At 36.4% G+C, this 20,688-nt stretch carries 18 protein-coding genes and 2 pseudogenes; 12 read left to right on the forward strand and 8 right to left on the reverse strand.

Annotated features, from left to right (window positions below):
- Positions 1-118: 118 nt before the first annotated feature.
- The 4 genes from AB1279_RS09455 to ycaC form a co-directional block, all read right to left on the reverse strand.
- Entirely contained in the window at positions 119-1,954 is a 1,836-nt protein-coding gene (locus AB1279_RS09455) for an amidohydrolase (RefSeq protein WP_429758525.1), read from the reverse strand.
- 13 nt (positions 1,955-1,967) lie between these two features.
- Positions 1,968-2,561, reverse strand: coding sequence for an antibiotic biosynthesis monooxygenase (locus AB1279_RS09460; protein ID WP_429758526.1), 594 nt, complete (start codon positions 2,559-2,561; stop codon positions 1,968-1,970).
- Positions 2,558-3,202: a hydrolase gene (locus AB1279_RS09465; RefSeq protein WP_377885081.1), complete on the reverse strand. Its 645-nt coding sequence runs from the start codon at positions 3,200-3,202 to the stop codon at positions 2,558-2,560. The genes AB1279_RS09460 and AB1279_RS09465 overlap by 4 nt, the downstream gene beginning before the upstream one ends.
- A gap of 210 nt (positions 3,203-3,412) precedes the next feature.
- Positions 3,413-4,057 carry an isochorismate family cysteine hydrolase YcaC gene (gene ycaC / locus AB1279_RS09470; RefSeq protein ID WP_098308570.1) on the reverse strand — a complete coding sequence of 215 codons (645 nt, stop codon included), beginning with the start codon at positions 4,055-4,057 and terminating at the stop codon, positions 3,413-3,415.
- 517 nt (positions 4,058-4,574) lie between these two features.
- Here ycaC and AB1279_RS09475 point away from each other — a divergent pair.
- Positions 4,575-5,411 carry an alpha/beta fold hydrolase gene (locus AB1279_RS09475; RefSeq protein WP_429758527.1) on the forward strand — a complete coding sequence of 279 codons (837 nt, stop codon included), beginning with the start codon at positions 4,575-4,577 and terminating at the stop codon, positions 5,409-5,411.
- Between the two features lie 475 nt (positions 5,412-5,886).
- On the opposite strand, the pseudogene AB1279_RS09480 reads toward AB1279_RS09475, so the two are convergent.
- Both AB1279_RS09480 and AB1279_RS09485 read right to left on the reverse strand, forming a co-directional pair.
- Positions 5,887-7,311, reverse strand: a pseudogene (locus AB1279_RS09480) (PAS domain-containing sensor histidine kinase); the annotation flags it as partial.
- Between the two features lie 42 nt (positions 7,312-7,353).
- Positions 7,354-7,794 (reverse strand): annotated as a pseudogene (locus AB1279_RS09485) (PAS domain S-box protein); the annotation flags it as partial.
- A gap of 398 nt (positions 7,795-8,192) precedes the next feature.
- Here AB1279_RS09485 and AB1279_RS09490 point away from each other — a divergent pair.
- On the forward strand, positions 8,193-8,567 hold the full coding sequence (locus AB1279_RS09490; RefSeq protein WP_429758528.1) for a VOC family protein: 375 nt from the start codon (positions 8,193-8,195) through the stop codon (positions 8,565-8,567).
- A 32-nt stretch (positions 8,568-8,599) separates the two neighbouring features.
- On the opposite strand, the gene AB1279_RS09495 is transcribed toward AB1279_RS09490, so the two are convergent.
- Positions 8,600-9,409, reverse strand: a complete 810-nt coding sequence (locus tag AB1279_RS09495) for a YitT family protein (protein ID WP_429758529.1) — start codon at positions 9,407-9,409, stop codon at positions 8,600-8,602.
- Between the two features lie 164 nt (positions 9,410-9,573).
- Between AB1279_RS09495 and AB1279_RS09500 the strand changes: the two genes are divergently transcribed.
- The 3 genes from AB1279_RS09500 to AB1279_RS09510 all read left to right on the forward strand — a co-directional run bounded on the left by AB1279_RS09500 (position 9,574) and on the right by AB1279_RS09510 (position 11,246).
- Entirely contained in the window at positions 9,574-10,377 is an 804-nt protein-coding gene (locus AB1279_RS09500; RefSeq protein ID WP_429758530.1) for a protein phosphatase 2C domain-containing protein, read from the forward strand.
- A gap of 11 nt (positions 10,378-10,388) precedes the next feature.
- On the forward strand, positions 10,389-10,856 hold the full coding sequence (locus AB1279_RS09505; protein ID WP_429758531.1) for a peptidoglycan recognition protein family protein: 468 nt from the start codon (positions 10,389-10,391) through the stop codon (positions 10,854-10,856).
- A 144-nt stretch (positions 10,857-11,000) separates the two neighbouring features.
- A complete protein-coding gene (locus tag AB1279_RS09510; RefSeq protein WP_429748741.1) occupies positions 11,001-11,246 on the forward strand; it encodes a DUF2164 domain-containing protein in 246 nt (81 codons plus the stop codon).
- A 43-nt stretch (positions 11,247-11,289) separates the two neighbouring features.
- On the opposite strand, the gene AB1279_RS09515 is transcribed toward AB1279_RS09510, so the two are convergent.
- Positions 11,290-12,093, reverse strand: a complete 804-nt coding sequence (locus tag AB1279_RS09515) for a GNAT family N-acetyltransferase (protein ID WP_429758532.1) — start codon at positions 12,091-12,093, stop codon at positions 11,290-11,292.
- 298 nt (positions 12,094-12,391) lie between these two features.
- Here AB1279_RS09515 and AB1279_RS09520 point away from each other — a divergent pair, with 298 nt between their 5' ends.
- The 7 genes from AB1279_RS09520 to AB1279_RS09550 all read left to right on the forward strand — a co-directional run bounded on the left by AB1279_RS09520 (position 12,392) and on the right by AB1279_RS09550 (position 20,571).
- The gene (locus AB1279_RS09520; RefSeq protein WP_429758533.1) at positions 12,392-13,405 is read left to right on the forward strand and encodes a S66 family peptidase; all 1,014 of its coding nucleotides are present in this window, start codon (positions 12,392-12,394) and stop codon (positions 13,403-13,405) included.
- Between the two features lie 24 nt (positions 13,406-13,429).
- Complete coding sequence (locus AB1279_RS09525) at positions 13,430-14,005, forward strand: GNAT family N-acetyltransferase (RefSeq protein ID WP_429758534.1); 576 nt, start codon at positions 13,430-13,432, stop codon at positions 14,003-14,005.
- A gap of 153 nt (positions 14,006-14,158) precedes the next feature.
- Positions 14,159-15,586: an amino acid permease gene (locus AB1279_RS09530; protein ID WP_429758535.1), complete on the forward strand. Its 1,428-nt coding sequence runs from the start codon at positions 14,159-14,161 to the stop codon at positions 15,584-15,586.
- 101 nt (positions 15,587-15,687) lie between these two features.
- Positions 15,688-17,301 carry a long-chain fatty acid--CoA ligase gene (locus AB1279_RS09535; protein WP_429758536.1) on the forward strand — a complete coding sequence of 538 codons (1,614 nt, stop codon included), beginning with the start codon at positions 15,688-15,690 and terminating at the stop codon, positions 17,299-17,301.
- A gap of 119 nt (positions 17,302-17,420) precedes the next feature.
- The gene (locus AB1279_RS09540; protein ID WP_429758537.1) at positions 17,421-17,981 is read left to right on the forward strand and encodes a biotin transporter BioY; all 561 of its coding nucleotides are present in this window, start codon (positions 17,421-17,423) and stop codon (positions 17,979-17,981) included.
- A 39-nt stretch (positions 17,982-18,020) separates the two neighbouring features.
- A complete protein-coding gene (locus AB1279_RS09545; RefSeq protein ID WP_429758538.1) occupies positions 18,021-19,484 on the forward strand; it encodes an acyl-CoA synthetase in 1,464 nt (487 codons plus the stop codon).
- Positions 19,477-20,571, forward strand: a complete 1,095-nt coding sequence (locus tag AB1279_RS09550; protein ID WP_429758539.1) for an acetyl-CoA C-acyltransferase — start codon at positions 19,477-19,479, stop codon at positions 20,569-20,571. The genes AB1279_RS09545 and AB1279_RS09550 overlap by 8 nt, the downstream gene beginning before the upstream one ends.
- Positions 20,572-20,688: the final 117 nt, after the last annotated feature.

Below are 20,688 nucleotides of genomic sequence, written 5' to 3' on the forward strand. Positions count from 1 at the left end.
TATTTTGAGATTAGCAGTCATGCATATGATCTTAATACCATTACCATTTGGGCCCGTCCTCGACCTCAAACCCTTATTGTAGAAAGAAAACCACCGGCATTAGACCGGTGGTTCTGACTTAGAAAGCAAAGCAAGTACAACCAATACCCCATTTAGTTCCATCTTTTCCTATTACGGTATGAGTGTGTTGATGGAGAGGGTTACTGCAACTATGTAACTTGTGATCATGGGCATCGTGAGAAAGTATATTGTGGGCTAGGTTAGCACCACCATAACCATAAACTCCCGTCGGTGCCCAATCAGGTGATGCTGGCGGCAATTCAGGTGACAAATTTTTAAATTCATCATTTCCATAAACAACCTGCCCACCCATAATGGTGAGTAATGATTCAAGGTCTTTGATTTCTTCTTCCGGCACAGTAAAGTAGTCAGCAGACAATACAGCAATATCAGCAAACTGACCTACTGCAAGGGTTCCCTTTTTACCTTCATCACCAGAGAACCACGCACTTCCTTTGGAATATAGTTCCAGGGCTACTTTTCTGTCAAGTTTATTTTTTTCATCGTATATCGAAAGACCACCAATGGTTTTTCCGGCAACCATCCAGTAAAGAGCAACCCAAGGGTTATAGCTGGAAACCCTGGTTGCATCACTACCGGCGCCAACAGGTATACCCAGGTCTAGCATACGATAAATCGGAGGAGTACGCTTTGCAGCTTCTTTTCCGTATAAATCAACAAAGTATTCACCTTGGAAAGCCATGCGGTCTTGGATGGCGATACCGCCATTTAAAGCCTTAACACGTTCCATACTACGCTCTGAGATTGTTTCTGCATGATCAAACCACCAGCGTAGACCATTAAAAGGAATTTCTCTGTTGACTTCCTCAAAAACATTTAAGAAACGTGTTATTGACTCGTCATAAGTTGCATGTAAACGGAATGGCCAACGGTTTTCCACCAATAGAGAAATTACTTTCTTTAAGTCAGCTTCCATCACCGTAGCTAGTTCGGGCCGCGGCATTTGAAATTTTTCAAAATCGGCTGCCGAGAATACTAACATTTCTCCGGCACCATTCATTTTATACTTATCATTTCCTTGACCCGGAGAAACAATTTTTGCCCATGAAGCAAAGTCTTCATATTCATGATTTGGATTTTGCGTAAATAGATTATACGCAATACGCAAAGTTAATTGTTCCTTCTCCGCTAAATGTTCAACAACTTTGTAATCATCAGGATAATTTTGGAACCCACCACCTGCGTCAATAGCACTTGTAATACCTAATCTATTTAATTCGCGCATAAAATGGCGAGTTGAGTTAATCTGGTCGTCAAAATTAAGTACTGGAGCCTTACCCAAACTTGAATAAAGAATAGAAGCGTTTGGATTGGCAATTAAAAGCCCCGTTGGATTACCTCGTTTATCCCGCTCAATTAAACAGCCTGGAGGGTCTGGGGTATCTTTTGTGTATCCCAGTGCACGCAGCCCTGCACGATTTACAAGTGCTCTATCGTAAAGATGTAGCACAAAGACAGGCGTGTCTTCAGAAACAGCATTAATCTCTTCCAAAGTTGGCATCCGTCTCTCTTTAAATTGAAATTCAGACCAACCTCCAACTACTCTTACCCACTGAGGAGCAGGTGTACGCCTTGCCTGCTCTCTGAGCATTTCCAGAGCAATAGCAAGTGATGGCACACCTTCCCAGCGCAATTCCATATTATAATGAAGACCTCCACGAATAACGTGTATATGAGAGTCATTCAAGCCCGGAATAGCTCTCTTTCTTTTAAGGTCTATTTTTTTGGTTTTTTCTGTGGCACTATCAAGAAGCTCATCTCCACCTACTGCAGTGACTAAACCATCAGTTATGGCGATAGCCGATACCTCAGGTTGAGATGGGTCAAGGGTAGTGATTTTTCCGTTATATAAGATCATATCCGGTAAATTCATGTTCACACCTCATCTACTTCCTATTATTTTGTAACCATGGATGAAATGTTTTACCGAGAATCGGCATGACTACCCATGATAGTAAGGACACTATACATACAGAAACAAAAAAAGCTGACATAATAGGATTCATATTTTTTATAATAGGTCCTATCACTTTAGGAACCAACATGCTAAGAGGCCATACACCCAGAAGGGTAACAATAGACATTTTCCATTTTGGCGGTGGAACTGGCGTTTTCGGAGTAACAAACCAATAAGCCAAACTGCTTTCAGTTTTGTAAGTTGGATTAGTAGCTTGAAATTGTTCTGCCTTTTTTAACAAATCTCGACGAATATCTGATTCTTGCCAAGCACGTAGATGTTCATACGTATCAAAGCGAAAAATAACAGTATACTCCCTGGATCCGTTATTGGGGACTATTAGATTTACGCCTAAATGCCCTGGAAATTTAGTAGCGGCAGCTTCGATTTCATGTCTCCATGTTTCAAACTGTTTTTCTCTACCTTCTTGAATTTTCCATGTAACAATCGTTGTTACTGTACCGCCAGCATCCATCGTGTTCCCTGTATGAGTTTCTCCGACAGTTACTCTTTCTTGTTTCATATTTTTCTGCTTGGAAGCGCGCCATGTACCATAGTATATGCGTATTCCACGCCTTGACCATAAGCGCCAGTGTGTTCTTTTACAATTTCCATAACAGCATCATAAGTGTCTTTGCGTGCCCAATCACGTTGGTATTCAAGTAAAACTTGAATTGCTGTCACTGGGATTGCTCCAGCTTGTTCTACACGACGCATAGCAGCATTATGTGCTGTCAAACTAGTACCACCTGAAGCATCATCAACTGCATAAACTTCATAGCCAGCTTTAATTGCTTCAAGCACAGGGAATGCAAGGCAAACTTCAGTCCAAAGTGCTGCAAATATCAATTTCTTTCTACCTGTTGCTTTAACTGCCTCAACAAATTTTGGATCTTCCCAAGAGTTCATTGAACTACGTTCTATAATTTCATGGTTTGGGAGTATGTCAAGAATTTGTGGCCAAAAATAACCAGAAAAGCTGCGTGTTTCAACTGTAGTAAGAATAGTAGGTACGTTAAAAGCTTTTGCTGATTTAGCAAGCAGCATAACGTTATTAATCAATGTTTGTCTGTCAATGCTTGCAACCCCAAAAGTCATTTGAGGCTGAAAATCGATCAAAATTAATGCACTGTTCTCCGGGGTTAACAATTCTAAATTACTCATAATAAAACACTCCTTTTTTTTTTTTTTTTTTGAATTGTTTCAAATAAATTTTTTTGAAACAATTATATTTTCTGTTAATTTAAGCTGTAATCGTAAAAATAAAAGCTTGCTATACTTCTTAATTTAAAAGGGAGCGCTGATTAAATCAGCGCTAAATTTATACTATCCACTTTAAAAAAAGTGATTTATAGCTATTTCTTAGGAATAAATTTATGCATTTTGTTTACTAAGATCTCGCTGAGCTCCCATATAGCTTCCAATTATATTTTGATAACCTGGAAGATTACTAGCAAGCAAATTGCCAAAACCTTCGACATCGTTGCGCCAATCGCGTTGTAATTCGCACGCTACGCTAAACCAGTTCATAAGTTGCACGCCACTATGTGCCATACGCGTATTGGCAGCATCTGCAACTTGTTTACTGAAAGTTCCTGAAGCATCAGTAACAGCAAATACTTCATATCCAGCTTTTATAGCGGAAAGTGCCGGGAAAGCAACGCAAACATCCGTAACTACGCCCGCGATGATAAGTTGTTTTTTTCCAGTTTCTTCGATTGCTTTTACAAAATCATCATTATCCCATGCGTTAATTTGTCCAGGTCGAGCTATTTTTGGTGCGTGAGGAAAGAGATCAACCAATTCTTGCATTAAAGGTCCGTTAGGTCCGTTTTCAAAGCTTGTTGTTAAAATAACTGGTAAATCAAAAAACTTAGCAGTGTGAGCAAGAGCTAAAACATTGTTCTTGAATTCATCAACACCATAGTCACGTACTAGTCCGGACATAAGACCAGTTTGATGATCTACTAAAAGAACGACAGCATCATCTTTGTTAATACGAGAATAGAGATCAGACATTATGTATTCCTCCTAAAAATTAAGTAATCGAAGAAAGTTTAAACAGTGGAATATTATCATAAATTTCTTCGTTTGTTACGATTAGTTTGTAACTAAACTGACCGTTAATATTAGTTATAGCAGCATTCACAGAACATGAAGCGCTATACAAACTTATAGTATTTGAAAACCAATTCATTAATCAATTCTAAATTATCTATAATTTCTATAGATGGTAACTATAGTTATTTTCACCATAAAATTGATTGGTTTTACCTATACATTCTATAGATAGAACAATATTGATAGTCACCTATTTTTGTTATTAGAATTGAATATGAGGAATGTTCAGCAATTATTTCATGATGAAAAAAGGTATTAGATGGGGAATTGTTACAAAAACAGAAAATGAATTCATCGGAACAATAGAGTTTCATGCTTAGAGTCCACAACATAAACGTGCATAAATAGGTTACAAGATTCATCCGGATTATTGAAGAAAAGGATATATATTAGAATATTTTTTGGAGGTAGAAGAATGGCAAAAATTACTGTAGGAACCGAAAATCAAACGCCCATTGAGCTATATTATGAGGATCATGGTACAGGGAAGCCAGTAGTATTAATTCACGGTTGGCCATTAAGTGGTCGATCTTGGGAATACCAAGTTCCTGCTCTCGTTGAGGCTGGATACAGAGTCATAACTTATGACCGTCGAGGGTTCGGGAAATCTTCTCAGCCATGGAACGGTTATGACTATGATACGTTTGCTACTGATTTACACCTGTTACTAGAGCATATGGATCTCCAAGATGTCACACTGGTCGGATTTTCAATGGGTGGTGGAGAAGTAGCTCGCTACATCGGAAACTATGGAACAAATAGAGTAGAGAAGGCTGTATTTGCAGGAGCTGTACCACCATTTCTTTACAAGTCAGCAGATCATCCTGAGGGAGTATTAGATGATGCAGCAATTCAAGGATTTGAAAATGGAGTAAAAAGTGATCGCCTAGCATTTCTTGATGAGTTTACGAGAGGATTTTTTGCTGCTGGAGATCGAACTGACTTAGTCAGTGAACCATTTCGACTTTACAATAGGGATATTGCAGCGGGTGCATCGCCTAAAGGAACACTAGATTGTATCGCTGCTTTCAGCAAAACGGATTTCAGAGGAGATTTAGCCAAATTTAATATACCTACCCTTGTTATTCATGGTGATTCAGATGCAACTGTTCCATTTGAATATAGTGGGAAGCTAACACATGAAGCAATTCCTAATTCTAAGGTAGCTTTAATAAAGGGTGGTCCACATGGGTTAAATGCAACACATGCTAAAGAATTTAATGAAGCACTGCTATCATTTTTAAAGGACTGATTACAAATGAATAGTTGTTAGCTGATAGAAGAGGGGCATTTTACCTTTTCTGAAAAGGTTGTTGGTAAGCGATTAGTTACACTCTTAAATATCAACTTTTATCATAATAAAGAAAAAACCGAAATCACAGATAGATTTCGGTTTATCATTTTTATAAACGGTTGAACTTTGTTTTAAATCCACAAATTATTTTGCTTGTATCTATCCTCTTCTTTTATTCTTATATAATGTATAACATTATATATTTGTTCTTGTTGAAACCAAGATTGATTCAAATTTCTTGAATCTAAATAAAAGTATCGTTTCTGTTTTCTTTTCTTATTTATCCCGCTATTTTTGGGCAGTAATAATTACACCTCAAGATTAAGAGAAGACGAGGAAGATAGCTAGGGGATAACTGCTGGCATGTGCCCAATTGGTGAGAGTTTTCCATCAGTGAATGATGAAGAACTCCCCACTAATAGTTAGTTTCGCTTTATTTCATTTTTGTTTCGGAAATGATAGGTAACCGAATATCTACAGTTGTTCCCTTGTTTAATTTACTTGTAATTTGTAACTTTCCGTTATGCTCTTCAATTATTTTATAACACATCATCAAACCTAATCCAGTTCCTTTTTCTTTTAAACTATAGAAAGGTTCACCTAAGCGTGAAATACGATCTTGTGGAATGCCGCAACCTTCATCTGTAATGCTGATTAAGATAGAATGTTTTTCTATCTGCATTGTTTGAATGAAAATATTTCCGCCTTGTGGCATTGCTTCTATTGCATTTTTTAAGATATTGATAAATACTTGTTTCAGTTGATTTCCATCACAATGAATTGTTGGTAAAACAGAGCCGTGATCCATATTGATATGTGTATTATGCATGATTGCTGTTGGTAAAATAAAAGTTACTACTTCTTCAATTAACGTTTGAATTTGACAGGACTTTATAGATATAGCTTGTGGCTTGGACATTGCCATAAATTGATTTGTGATCGATTCCATTTGAGCAATTTCATTTAACATGACATCAACATACCATTTGTTTTTTTCAATAATATCGGGTTCTAACAATTTCAAAAATCCTTTTAAAGAAGTTAATGGATTTCGTATTTCATGAGCAATTCCAGCCGTTAGTTGCCCAACAACTGCTAGTTTCTCAGATTTTCTCAATAGTTCTTCTGTTTTCTTCAAATCTGTAACATCCTGTCCCATAATGACGATTCCTTTTCGGGACCCATCAGGATGAAAAAGAGGTACTTTTATAATATCGAGAATAAGAGGAGTGGAACTAGAATGCATAATAATTTCTTCACCACGTATGCTTTCTTTTTTCTCCCATGCAAATTCATCAGATTTTTCACAGTATAAAAAGGAGTTACGATATAGTTCATTATATTGGATTAACTCACTATCTTTTTTGCCGCGATATGGCACATTTTCAAAATTTAAACTAGAAATAGCATAATCATTTGCTTCAAGCCATCTTCCTTCTGCATCTTTCAAAAGGATAAACGCTGGCATTGCATTTATAAGAGTCCGTAAACGTTTTTCATTTTCTTTTAATGCGTGTTCCATTTTTTTACGCTCTGTAATATCCCTTAAACTACTTACGAACGCTACTACTTCTCCGTATGTATTTACAACAGGAGAGATAAAATTACTTACATTAATTAAATTTCTGTTTTTGTGCTTTCTAAGTGTTTCTTGTGATGTGAAAAGTTTGTTATTAGCAAGTTCTTGATAGATTTTGTTGTATTTCTCTTTTGAAAAGTCTGGGATAGTGGGTATTGTTTCTCCGAGCATTTCTTGTTCAGTCCAGCCAAATAGAGTCTCAAAAGCTTTATTTGCTTTCATTACCCGAAGTTTTAAATCAAGAACAACAATGGCATCTACTGTATTTTTTAGAAGTGAGTCTAGTTGTTGTTTTGTTAATATAGCATCTTCGTTTATTTGTTTAATTTTCATGATATCTTTCATTATTACATATGTGCCGACTATTTCATGATCTGCAAAAATTGGTGAGCTTTTCAAAATTATTTCTACAGGATGCCCGTTTTTATGTATCGTAGATAATTTATATTCTTGCTGTTTTCCATTCATTATATGTTTTAAGATTTGTAAATTTTGTTCTGTATGTTGTGGAGTAATGAAAGAATAGATTGTCATCTTTTCAAATTCTTTAGCTGTATATCCTAGCATTCTTTCTGCTGCAGGATTGGCACATAATATATTACCTTGTAAATCGACAGATAAGATACCATCAGGATTATGTTTGAAAAGAGATGTGCAATGCTCTGTTGCATTTATACATTCTGTCATTTTATTTTTTGTAATAATAGAGCGTCTTTTTGGATGTATACTTTTTTTAAAAGACGTAAACCGTTTCCGTTGCATTCATTATCCCCCCGGATAAATATTCTGTATATATATGATGATTTTAGATAGCTGATTTACTGTTTTATATGTCTTGTTTTAAATATTTAATATTTCTAATGTCATATCCTTTAAGAGTATAGACATGCTAAGTATGAATAGTCAATTTCAATTGTATATTTCTAAATTATAAGTTTTATTTTCTGAAAACGGTTAGTAAGTCTTTCTCTTTAAGATTTTGAGAAAACGAAGAAGATAGGCAAGGAATAATTATCTGTAATCGTTCTATTGATAGGTTCACTTCATAATTGAAAATATCAGATGTTCTTTCGTTTTTTTTATACATCTTCATAATAAGTATATAAGTTATTTATAAAATACCTTTTGATATAATAAGGATAGTAAAGGGAGGGGATATTATGACGTTTAAGATTCAAGGGATTGATCATGTACAATTAGCAGCACCAGCAGGATGTGAAGAGAAAGCGCGCGCGTTTTATGGAGACATACTTGGATTAGAAGAAGTTCCAAAACCTGAAGAGTTAAGAAAGCGAGGAGGCTGTTGGTTTCGATGCGGAAATCAAGAGATTCACATTGGAGTAGAACAAAATTTTTCTCCTGCCCAAAAAGCTCATCCTGCTTTTTATGTTCAGCACATTGAACATTTTCAAGATGATTTAACGCAAAAAGGGGTTTCCGTTATAGTCGATACAGCACGTCCTGATGTTACAAGATTTTATGTATCAGATCCATTTGGAAACCGTATTGAATTTATGGAACGAAAAGTGTTGTAAAAAAGCGAGATGGATACTATTCCATCTCGCTTTTAACCTCTTCTAAATAATCCTAATACTTCGACTGTTTCTGTAATGTTTACAAACGCTTGCGGATCAACTTCAGAAATTATAGATTTCATTCCAGCTAGTTCTTCTCGAGAAATTACGGTCATTAATATGTGTTTTTTCTCATTTGAGTATGCACCTTCTCCATCGAGTAAGGTAATCCCGCGTACAAGACTGGAAAGGAGCTTTTCTTTCATTTTTTCTGCGTGACTTGTTACAATCATTAGAGTAATTTTTCGATGTTTTGTATGAACCGCATCAATTACTTTTCCTGTAACAAAAATAGATAATAAACTGTTTAAAGCAGTATCCCAATCGAAGAAAAATCCAGAAATAATGATTACAATAGTATTAAGTGCGATTAAGAATCCGCCAAGCTGAATATCTTTTTTACGTGAAAGTAACATACCGATAACATCAAATCCGCCTGTTGAACCATAGCAGTTGAAAACAAGTCCAATACCTGCCCCGGCAATTACACCGCCAAATAACGAAGAAAGTAGTGCATCGGTTGCCACTGCATGCACAGGAATAGCATATAAAGCTGCCGAAAGTGTGATAACTGATACGATTGTGTAACCGATAAATCGTTTTCCAAGTCCAATATACCCTAAAATAAGAATAGGTAAGTTCAGTAAAAAGTTTACAATTCCAGTATTAAATGGGGTTAAGATTCCAATGATAATTGCAATTCCACTAATCCCACTGCTTAAAATCTTGTGGGGAATAAGGAAAAGATTAAAAGAAAGTGCTACAACTAAAGAACCTAAAATCACTCCAAGTAATCGATACATATCTTTCCCGTCCTTCACTAAAAATGCTTTATATACAAACTCATATTAATTCAAAATTATATATGAGTTTGTAAGATTTGAGGGAAAACAGTTTATTTAGGGAAATTAGATTAGTTTGAAAAATGGGAGCGATTTCTGTTCTTGAAAAGGGGGAGAGGATAAGTATGAAAATTCAAGTGTTTCAGCAAAAAAGTCCGTTGAAAAGAGAATGTGAAGATGCACTGATTTGTAATGAAGATTTAAAGTTATATGGTGTGTGTGATGGGGCGACGCCGCTTATTGAGTTTCAAGATGAGAATGAGCATAATGGAGCATACTTAGCTTCGCATTTGTTTCAGCAATACTTTGAATCTATTTCAGGTATGGATTCATTGCGAAATGAAGTTGCTAAAGCAAATCAGTTGTTGCAAGAAAAAATGCAATCTTATCCTATTGATACAACAAAAAAAGAGCAACTTTGGTGTACGTGTATTGCCGCTATTCATATAACAGATAAAACAATAGAATATGCGCAACTTGGAGATTGTATGATTGTTGCTAAATTCATTGATGGAACAGTCCAAGTACTTACGAAAGACACTGTGAAAGGAATTAGTAAACGAGCAAAACAAAAGCGTGAAGAAGATCGTAAAAAAGGGCTTTTTGTTCCGAGTGAAACAATATTTGATGATAGAAAGTCGCAATTAAGCTACAATCGTTATATGGCAAATATTCCAAATGGATATTCTGTTGCAAATGGGATGAATGAAGCAGTTTTGTTTATTCAGCAAGGGAAACTTTTACGACAAGAAATTACAGATTTATTTATTTGTTCAGATGGCTTGTTTCATCTAGAGTGGCCGTTAGAAAAAAGTGCACAATTTGTGTGGGAACATGGTATTACACAATACATACAAATAATAGAGGAATTAGAAGCGAAACAGTTTGTTCGTCCAGATGATAAAACAGCAATTATCATTCATCTGTAAAGGGTGAGACTATGCGTATTCAGAAAGCGAATCTATCTTTTCGCGATCCGCTGCAACCATTGCACGCTGTTACAAAAATTATTATTCATCATACAGCGGAAAATGGTTGGGACATATATAAGACACATGATTTTCATCAAAATAAACGAGGGTGGAGCGGAATAGGATATAATTACTTTATTGAAGAAGATGGTACGATTTACGAGGGCAGGGGATTGTATATAGGGGCTCATGCGAAAGGATATAATACTGAGAGTATAGGAATTTGCATATCTGGAAATTTTGACGCCTATGATCCAACGCCAGTACAAATGATTTCTTTGCATTGGTTATGTAAACAATTAATGCGTCAGTTTACTTTGGATAGTGATCAGGTTCTTGGACATCGTGAATTAGACGGGGTAACAAAGACGTGTCCTGGAACGCGTTTTTCAATGGCAGAATTGCGCAGCAGTCTATCCCGTATTAACGGGCAGTAAGATTCAGAGAGAAGCGAGGAAGATAGGTAGGGGACAACTGCCCATAAAAGCCCGATTGGTGAGAGCTTTCCATCAGTGGGGGATGAAAAACCCCCACTGATGGAAGTTTCATTTTATCTAATAATGAAAAAGGAGATTTATAGCATGATTTTCATGAAATTACCAAATGAGAAAAAAGAAGCACTTGTAGAACATATTCAACAGTTTTTTGAAGAGGAAGGGCTAGAAGAGATTGGTCGTTTTCAAGCGGAACGTTTAATTGAAGAAATGATAAAAGAACTAGGGCCGCATATATATAATCAAGGGATAGGCGACGCTAGAAAGCTGGTCGCAGATAAACTTACAAATTTAGAAGAAGACTTATACGTATTAGAAAAACCAATTAAGTAGCAGGTTTATACAAAGGAAAGAGGCTAACTCGCAGTCTAGTGAGTTAGTCTCTTTTCGTCCAAATTGCCTTTGTATAAGCAATTTTCATTCCAGCTCGTTCCATATTATTTTGGCTAATGCTTCCGAAACGCGCTTGTCCAACAATTAATTCGCAACCTAATTGTTTTGCTGCATTCATTCGATGTTTAAGTAAGGCGGTTTGACAGCCGTTTCTTTGTAAATGAGGTAAAGTAGCTGAAGCGGCTAAAGAAGCAACGCCTTTGTTAGCATATAAAACACCAATTGCGGCTGGAGTGTTTTCAATAAGGGCTAAATAAAAATGCCAGCCTTCTTGCCCATATAATATTTTGTTATTTTGACTAACACCGTCTATGGTGAAAGTAGGCATACCAAAGCTTTTTACATAAATATCTCCGAAGAGGTGAAACTCATATTCTTCTAAATCTCGAACAATGATCTCATTTGAAATAGTATTTTTTGTTACATCTCCATAAAGAGTGGTATGAAAGTCTGTTTGATAAAACCCTTTTTGGGACAAATACTCAAATAGCTCAGGAGTTGAATGAGCGGGAGTAATTTCAAAGCGACAAGGAATGTCTTGTTTTTCGTAATAATCGATTATCTCATCTATTTTGTTTGTATCAGTAAACGTTACACCTTTTACGGTATTGAAAGAAGGTCCTGGGATTCCTTTTGCCGAAAAGGCCATTGCACTTCCGAAAGTTTGGATATCAATTCTCATTGGGTTATTTTCTTGTTCTTGAATGGTTTTCAATCTCGAATACATCATATCTATTTCAGATTGCTCTAATCGTTTTGCAAACTCTACATTCATAACATGTTTCATATTTTTATTTATTCACCTTTCCTGGTCATTTACGGATTTTTTTACTATTACTTAATACGACATATTTTTCCTGCTTCCTTTTTAAGTGTTAGACTTTGTTATTAGCGTTTGAATATATAAGTGATTGATTATATTGAAAATGTGAATATTATATTGTCCCGAATTAAGCTTATGAATAGACTGTTTTGAGAGTCAGAAACAATGATTTGATACGGTTTCGATTGCTTGAAATGAAGGGTTTTAAGGGTAGTCCAACGAATGTAAATCTAGATATATAGAAAAGGATGGGGAAATACATATGATAAAATATCCATTTTTACAAAAAGGAGCAACGATTGGTGTAACAGCACCTTCGTCTGGGGTAGATGTAGCACTGCATAATATGTTTAAACAGTCTTGTGAAAGTATGGAAAGAAAAGGTTATACAGTCGTTTGCGGAAAAACAGTTTGGACACAGGAGAAAGCTAAGTCCTCTAGTGCGAAAAAGAGAGCAAATGAATTTATAGAAATGATGCAAGATGAAAACATTGATATAATCATTCCTCCTTGGGGTGGTGAACTATTAATTGAAATACTAGAAGAAATTGATTTTGAAAAGATAAACAAGAAATGGATACTAGGGTACTCGGATACAAGTACCTTATTATTAGCAATAACTTTAAACACAGGAATAGCGACTGCTCACGGAACAAATTTAGTAGATTTAAGGGGCGAATACTCCGATGATACAACAGCGATGTGGCAAACTGTTTTATCAACGGGAACAGGAGCTTCAATTATCCAATACTCCTCAGAGAAATATCAAAAGAAATGGCAGCATAATAATCCATCTCCGTGTGTTTTTCATTTGACAGAAGATACAAATTGGAAAACAATTCCGCATAAAAATGTGAAAATTGCAGGTCGATTGCTTGGCGGATGTATCGATGTGATTAGACATCTTATTGGCACGCCATTTGGTAACGTGCAAGAGTTTAGGAAGAAGCATTTTCATGACGATCCGTTCATTTGGTACTTTGAAAATTGTGAGTTAACTACTACTGATTTACGACGTACGTTGGTTCAAATGAAACTGGCTGGTTGGTTTGATAATTGTTCAGGTATTTTATTTGGCCGCAGTGCTGCAAACCATCCAGTCAATGATTATACTGCCGAAGATGTATATCAAGAACTTACTGATGAACTTCAAATTCCAATTATTTATGATGTAGATTGTGGTCATATGCCTCCGCAAATTACATTTATAAACGGAGCATTTGCAGAAATTGAAGTGGAAGCTGGTAAAGGGGTAATTATACAGCATTTTAAGTAGGGATGTAGAAAGGAACTGACATGAATGAAGTATAGAAATATCTCAGAAAAATATCCAACACTCATTACAGAACGATTATGTTTACGGCCGTTAACAATACAAGATGCTGCTGATATATTTGAATATGCTTCAAATCCAGAAATTGCGACATATACAGTATGGTATCCGCATGAAACATTACAGGACTCACAAATATTCGTACAGTCAATCTTAGATCAATATGAAAAAGGAGAAATGGCGGCTTACGGAATAGAACTGAAAAACGAAAAAAGGATCATAGGGACGTGCGGTTTTATCGAATATGACAAAAATCATCACAAGGCAGAGCTAGCGTATGCATTATCGCCAAACTATTGGAGACGAGGCATTGCGACAGAAGCAGCAAAAGCATGTATCCATTATGGATTTGAAACATTACAGTTAAACCGTATTGAAGCAAGGTGTCATGCTAGTAATGTTCAATCAGAACAAGTGCTGAAACGCTTAGGAATGCAATATGAGAGAACGTTTCGAAAAGATATGTTTGTGAAAGGGGCATATCGAGATACGAAAATGTATGCTATTTTGCGAGATGAATACAATACCCAAAAAGAAGAGTAGTGTAGAGATTACTCTTCCTTTTGTTTTTAAAGGCGAAGACAAGAAAAAAATGTATAAATATTTATCTAAATTTTCTAAAAATATTGACAAATAAACCGTTCTATTTTTATACTTATCTAAGTTTTTACTTATTAGTAGGAATGGAGGGGCTATATGGAGAAGGAAGAAACGCATTTTCAAGAAATTATAGAAAGAGAGAAAGGTTTGCACCGCGGACTATCTACGAGGCAGCTGTCTATGATTGCAATCGGCGGAGCAATTGGAACAGGTTTATTTTTAGGAAGTGGGATGGCTATTGGCTTGGCTGGTCCTAGCGTAATACTTAGTTATGGGATTGGGGCTATTATTGCTTTTTTATTAATGGGGTGTCTAGCAGAAATGACAGTAGCGCATCCTACTTCTGGGTCATTTGGAGCATATGCTGAACATTACATAGGTCCTTGGGCAGGTTTTACTGTGCGCTATGCATATTGGGCAAGTATTGTAGTAGCGGTCGGAACTGAAGTAACAGCGGTTTCAGTGTATATGAAATATTGGTTTCCAACTGCTCCTGGTTGGATGTGGGTTATTCTCTTTTCAGCGTTACTTATTTTTGTGAATGCCACTAGTGTAAGTTTATTTGGAACGATTGAATATTGGTTTTCAATGATTAAAATAGTAGCTATTGTTGGTTTTATTCTTTTAAGTGCTTACGTTGTATTTGGTACTAACACGAATCCAGAAATAGGAATTCAAAATTATACAAATGCCGGTGGATTTTTACCAAATGGCTGGTGGGGCATGTGGGTTGCGGTTTGTGTAGCTTTATTTAGTTATTTAAGCATTGAAATGATTGCTGTAACCGCTGGCGAAGCAAAGAATCCAGAGAAAGCAGTTCCTAAAGCACTTCGTTCAACTATTTATCGCTTAATTATTTTTTATATTTTAACATTAGCTTTCATGTTAATGATTGTTCCTTGGAAAGCTGCTGGTGTTGATAAGAGTCCTTTTGTTAAAGTAATGGAGTTATTACATATTCTAGGTGCATCTGGCATTATGAATTTTGTTGTTTTAATCGCAGCTTTGTCTTCAATGAATAGTCAATTATATATTACAACTCGAATGATGTTTTCGTTATCTAGGGCTGGTTATGCACCGGCAAGGTTTGGTCAACTAAGCAAGAGGGGAGTTCCTGTTTCAGCTTTATTCTTCTCAACAATTGGTATTGCGCTGGCAACAATTTTAACAATTGTTTCACCGAATCAAGCATTCATGCTCATGATGGGTATTTCAATGTTCGGAGCTATGTTTACATGGATGATGATTTTTGTTACTCATTTATATTTTCGAAAGAAGTGGGTTGCATCCGGAGGAAGAGATTTACCAGTTCGTATGTGGGGATACCCATATTTAACTACATTAGGAGCCGTATTAATGTTTGCAATTTTAATAACAACTTGGTTTACTGACATGTTTAAATCAACTCTTACAACGGGTATTCCGTTTTTAATCGTAGTAACAGCAGGGTATTTTGTTTGGAAAAAAGCAAATGAAAGAAAAGTATTCGTGAACAAAGATGGAGTGTCTGATCATGTAAAGTAACAAGTAAATAATAATAAGTTGTGGCTTTTATTTTTTTATAATTGTTTCGTTATAAAGTTCTTCAAAAAATGAAAGCGTTTTTATAAAGGGGGACAAAAAACATGATGATGGATGTACCATTAACAATTAGCTCGATGATAGAAAGGGCAGAGAAGTTATTTGCAAAGAAAGAAATTATTTCTCGTACACATAGTACAATTACACGCCTAACGTATAAGGAACTAGGGGAGCGAACGAGACGACTATCTAGTGCATTGCAAAAGCTAGGTGTAAAGCAAGGAGAACGAGTGGGCACACTGGCGTGGAATCATCATCGTCATGTAGAAGCATATTTTGCGATTCCTAGTATTGGAGCTGTACTGCACACAATTAACATTCGCTTATCTTCTCAACATATTTCTTATATTATCCAACATGCAGAAGACCGCGTTTTACTGATTGATGAAGATATTGTACCGCTTGTTGAGAGTATTCAAGAGGAATTATCAACTGTACAAGCTTATATCATCATGACCGATAAAAAAGAGCTTCCAGAAACTTCACTTCAACCTGCATACCACTATGAACAACTTCTTGAAGAAGGAAATCCTAATTTTCCGTTTTTAAAAGATATCGATGAAAATATGCCAGCTGGTATGTGCTATACATCAGCTACAACAGGTAATCCGAAAGGTGTCGTTTATACACATCGCAGTACTGTTTTGCATAGTATGTCGCTTGGACTTGCAGATACAACGGCACTTTCTGAAAGTGATGTTGCTATGCCGGTTGTTCCTATGTTTCATGTAAACGCTTGGGGATTACCATTTGCAGCAACATGGTTTGGATCAAAGCAAGTTCTTCCTGGACCGATGTTTACACCGAAGATTTTATTAGAAATGATGCAGGAAGAAAAAGTAACAATAGCAGCTGGTGTCCCAACAATTTGGCTTGGTGTACTGCAAGAATTAGAAAAGAATCGTTATGATCTATCAAATATAAAACGAATTTTATGCGGCGGTGCAGCTGCACCGAAAAGTGTCATTGCCGCATTCGAACAAAAATATAATGTCCCATTTGTGCATGCATATGGGATGACAGAAACAAGCCCACTGGTCACACTTGCACGTTTAAAAAGTTATGAACGTGAATTACCATATGAAGAACAGCTTACGATTCGTGCGAAGCAAGGTTATTTAGTACCTGGTGTTGAAATGAAAGTTATTGGGGAAAACGGAGATGTAGCATGGGACGGACAAGAAATGGGTGAGCTATGTCTGCGTGCTCCGTGGATTGCGGCAAGTTATTATAAAGATGAACGAACAGCAGAGGGATTTCGAGATGGGTGGTTATATACAGGAGATGTCGTTACGGTTGATGAAGAAGGATGTATTAAAATTGTGGATCGAACGAAAGATGTGATTAAAAGCGGGGGAGAATGGATTTCATCTGTTGACTTAGAAAATGCCTTGATGGCGCATGAAGCAATATTTGAAGCAGCTGTTGTTGCAGTACCACATAAACAGTGGCAAGAACGTCCTGTTGCATGCATTGTCGTAAAACAAGGTAAGTCTGTTACAAAAGAAGAATTATATGACTTTTTAAAACCACAATTTGCAAAATGGTGGCTACCAGATGAGATTGTCTTTATGAAAGAAATTCCGAAAACTTCAGTCGGAAAGTTTTTAAAGCAAGCACTTCGAAAAGAATTGGAGCAATATTATATAGAAGGTTGAAAGTGAATGTTAACTATAATTATATTTTAGTTGACAATTAAAGAAGAGGAAGGTAACATATCACATGTGATATGTTACCTTATTTTAATTTATAGTTTACAAACGGGAGAAAACATAATATGAATACAAGAAATTTAGTTTTTGTAGCTTTATTTAGTGCTATTATGGCAGTTTTAGGATTTATACCGCCAATTGCGTTATCATTTACACCTGTACCGATTACATTACAATCACTTGGTGTCATGCTTTCAGGCGGTTTGTTAGGATCACGTCTAGGTGCTCTTAGCCAACTCGTATTTTTACTTGTTGTAGCAGCGGGTGCACCATTGTTAGCTGGTGGACGCGGTGGATTTTCGGTTTTTGTAGGACCAAGTGCCGGTTATTTAATGGGATATGTAATCGGAGCATTTGTTATTGGATATTTCGCAGAACGCCTTCGCAACGTAACATTTTTGAAATCATTTTTCATTAATATTATTGGTGGTATTTTTGTTGTATATTTCTTCGGCGTTATCGTACAGGCCTTTGTGATGGATATAAGTGTAGTAAAAGCGGCGAAACTAAGTGTTGTCTTCTTACCAGGAGATATATTGAAGGCTGTATTTGCAGCAATTCTTGTTACGAGACTACAACGTTCATTGAAACGAACAATCTATAGTACACATTATGAAACACGTTAAAACGTGTTTCTTTTTGTTATAGAAAAGGAAGTGGAATAGGTGGGAATTACAAGAACGTATGCAGCGCATGCTCAATATCAACCGAATAAAATTGCAATCAAAATAAAAGATAGAGCAGTTACATACAAAGAGTGGCATCTATCTGTATGTCAAGTTGCCAATTGGCTTCGCGAGGAAGAATCAAGTAATAAAAAGATTGCGATTTTGCTTGATAATAGTGTGGAGTTTTTACAAATTTTTGCTGGATCTTCTATGGCAGGCTGGATTTGTGTACCACTTGATCCAAAGTGGAATATTCATGAACTTGAGGAACGACTACAAATCGTACAGCCTTCTATTATAGTTGTAGCACAGCATAAATGTAATCAGTTGCCTCAAACAAATAGTAAAGTATTTTCTATCAGTACGTGGTCTGAAAGGATAGCAAATGTTTCTATTACAGTAAATTGTGTAGAAAAGGTAGAAGAGTTACCTTTTTATATGGGATTCACATCAGGGTCAACTGGAAAAGCAAAAGCGTTTCTTCGTTCACAACAATCATGGGTAGAAAGCTTTGCTTGTAACGTTCATGATTTTCATATGCAAAAGGATGATACAGTATTGCTCGCGGGAACGTTCGTTCACTCTCTCTTTTTATACGGTGCAATGAGTGCTTTATTTTTAGGACAAACGATATATATGACAGAAAAGTTCATTCCAAACCGTGTTCTTTCAATATTAGAAAATGAAGCTATTTCTGTTATGTACACAGTTCCAACAATGCTAGAGTCCTTATACAAAGAAGAAAAAGTTATAGAACGAGAGATAAAGATTATTTCATCAGGTGCAAAATGGGAAGCTGAAGCAAAGCAAAAAATAAAACAGGTCTTTCCAAAGGCAAAGCGATATGAATTTTATGGCGCGTCTGAATTAAGCTTTGTTACAGCACTATCGCATACTGATAATGAAAATAAACCATCTTCAGTTGGAAGACCATGCCATAATGTGAAAATTAGTATTCGTAATGGGGAAAGACAAGAAGTCGAGCAAGGAAAAGTCGGCACAATTTATGTGAAGAGTGAACAGTTTTTTATGGGATATATAATAGATGATGCACCAATTTGTCATGTAACGAGTGATGGATGGATGACAGTTCATGATGTGGGGTATGTTGATGAAGATGGATTTTTATATATTGTAGGACGAGAAAAAAATATGATTATATATGGTGGAATCAACATCTTTCCTGAAGAAATTGAACGTGTATTGCAGATGCATCCAAATGTTGATGAAGCAGTTGTTGTTGGTAAGAGAGATGTGTATTGGGGAGAAAAAACGGTAGTGCTGGTTAAAGGAGCGGTATCAAAACAAGAGCTGAAGGCATTTTGTTTTGGAAAGTTATCTTCCTATAAAATTCCGAAAGAGTGGTATTTTGTAGATGTAATTCCTCATACAAGCAGCGGGAAAGTTGCACGGGCAGAAGCGAAAGAAATCATTGAAAAGCAGGAGTTTATGTATGAATAGAGCAGTAATTGTTGAAGCGAAACGCACTCCGATTGGAAAGGTAAATGGGATATTTAAAGATTATTCGGTTGAAAAATTAGCGGCCCCTTTACTTACATATATAAGTAAAGGTATTGAAAAAGAAATCGATGATGTTATATTCGGAAATGTTGTCGGGCCTGGTGGGAATGTAGCTCGGTTATCGGCATTAGAGGCAGGTCTCCCGTATGCTGTACCAGGTGTGACGATTGATCGTCAGTGCGGAGCTGGACTGGAAGCGATTCGATTGGCATGCCATCTAATTCAGGGCGGAGCGGGAACTTGTTACATTGCAGGTGGAGCCGAAAGTGTAAGCACTTCACTATTTGAGAAACGAGCGCGCTTCTCACCTGAACATATTGGCGATCCTGATATGGGTGTTGCTGCAGAGTATGTAGCTGAGCGTTACGAAATTACAAAAGAGATGCAAGATGCTTATGCATGTTTAAGCTATAAACGAACATTAGCAGCATTAGAAAAAGGATATTTACAAGAAGAAATTGTACCAGTTTCTCATATTATAGAAGATGAAACGATTAAGCCTCGTATGAATTATGAAAGAATTATAAAACGAACACGCCCTGCCTTTTTACAAGAGGGAACAGTGACGGCAGGTAATTCATGTGGAGTGAATGATGGAGCGTGTGCACTTCTTATTATGAATGAAACGCAAGCTGAAAAGCTTGGTTATAAACAGGTGCTACGATTTGTGCATAGTGTCGTTGCTGGTGTAGATCCTCATTTTCCCGGTAGTGGACCGATATTTGCGGTGCAAAAATTATTGCAACAGATGAATCTTACCATGGAAGATATTGATTATATTGAAATGAATGAAGCGTTTGCTTCCAAAATAGTTGCATGTGCGAAAGAGCTAAACATTCCTTATGAAAAATTAAATGTAAACGGCGGAGCGATTGCTCTTGGACATCCGTACGGTGCATCGGGAGCAATGCTTGTGACAAGATTATTTTATCAAGCACAAAGAGAACAGATGAAATACGTGATTGCAACGTTAGGTATTGGCGGAGGGATTGGACTTGCGCTTTTGTTCGAAAAGGTAGAAAGCTAGGAATCATAACCTTTCAAAATTTAGCAATTCAAGGTGCAGATTATTATATTCATTCGTATCATCAACTCCTTCATATTATGAAAGAGAAGAGTCTCCAAATATAGTAGAAACGCAAGA

The sequence above is a fragment of the Bacillus sp. S14(2024) genome, assembly GCF_050473785.1.
Classification (GTDB): domain Bacteria; phylum Bacillota; class Bacilli; order Bacillales; family Bacillaceae_G; genus Bacillus_A; species Bacillus_A yunxiaonensis.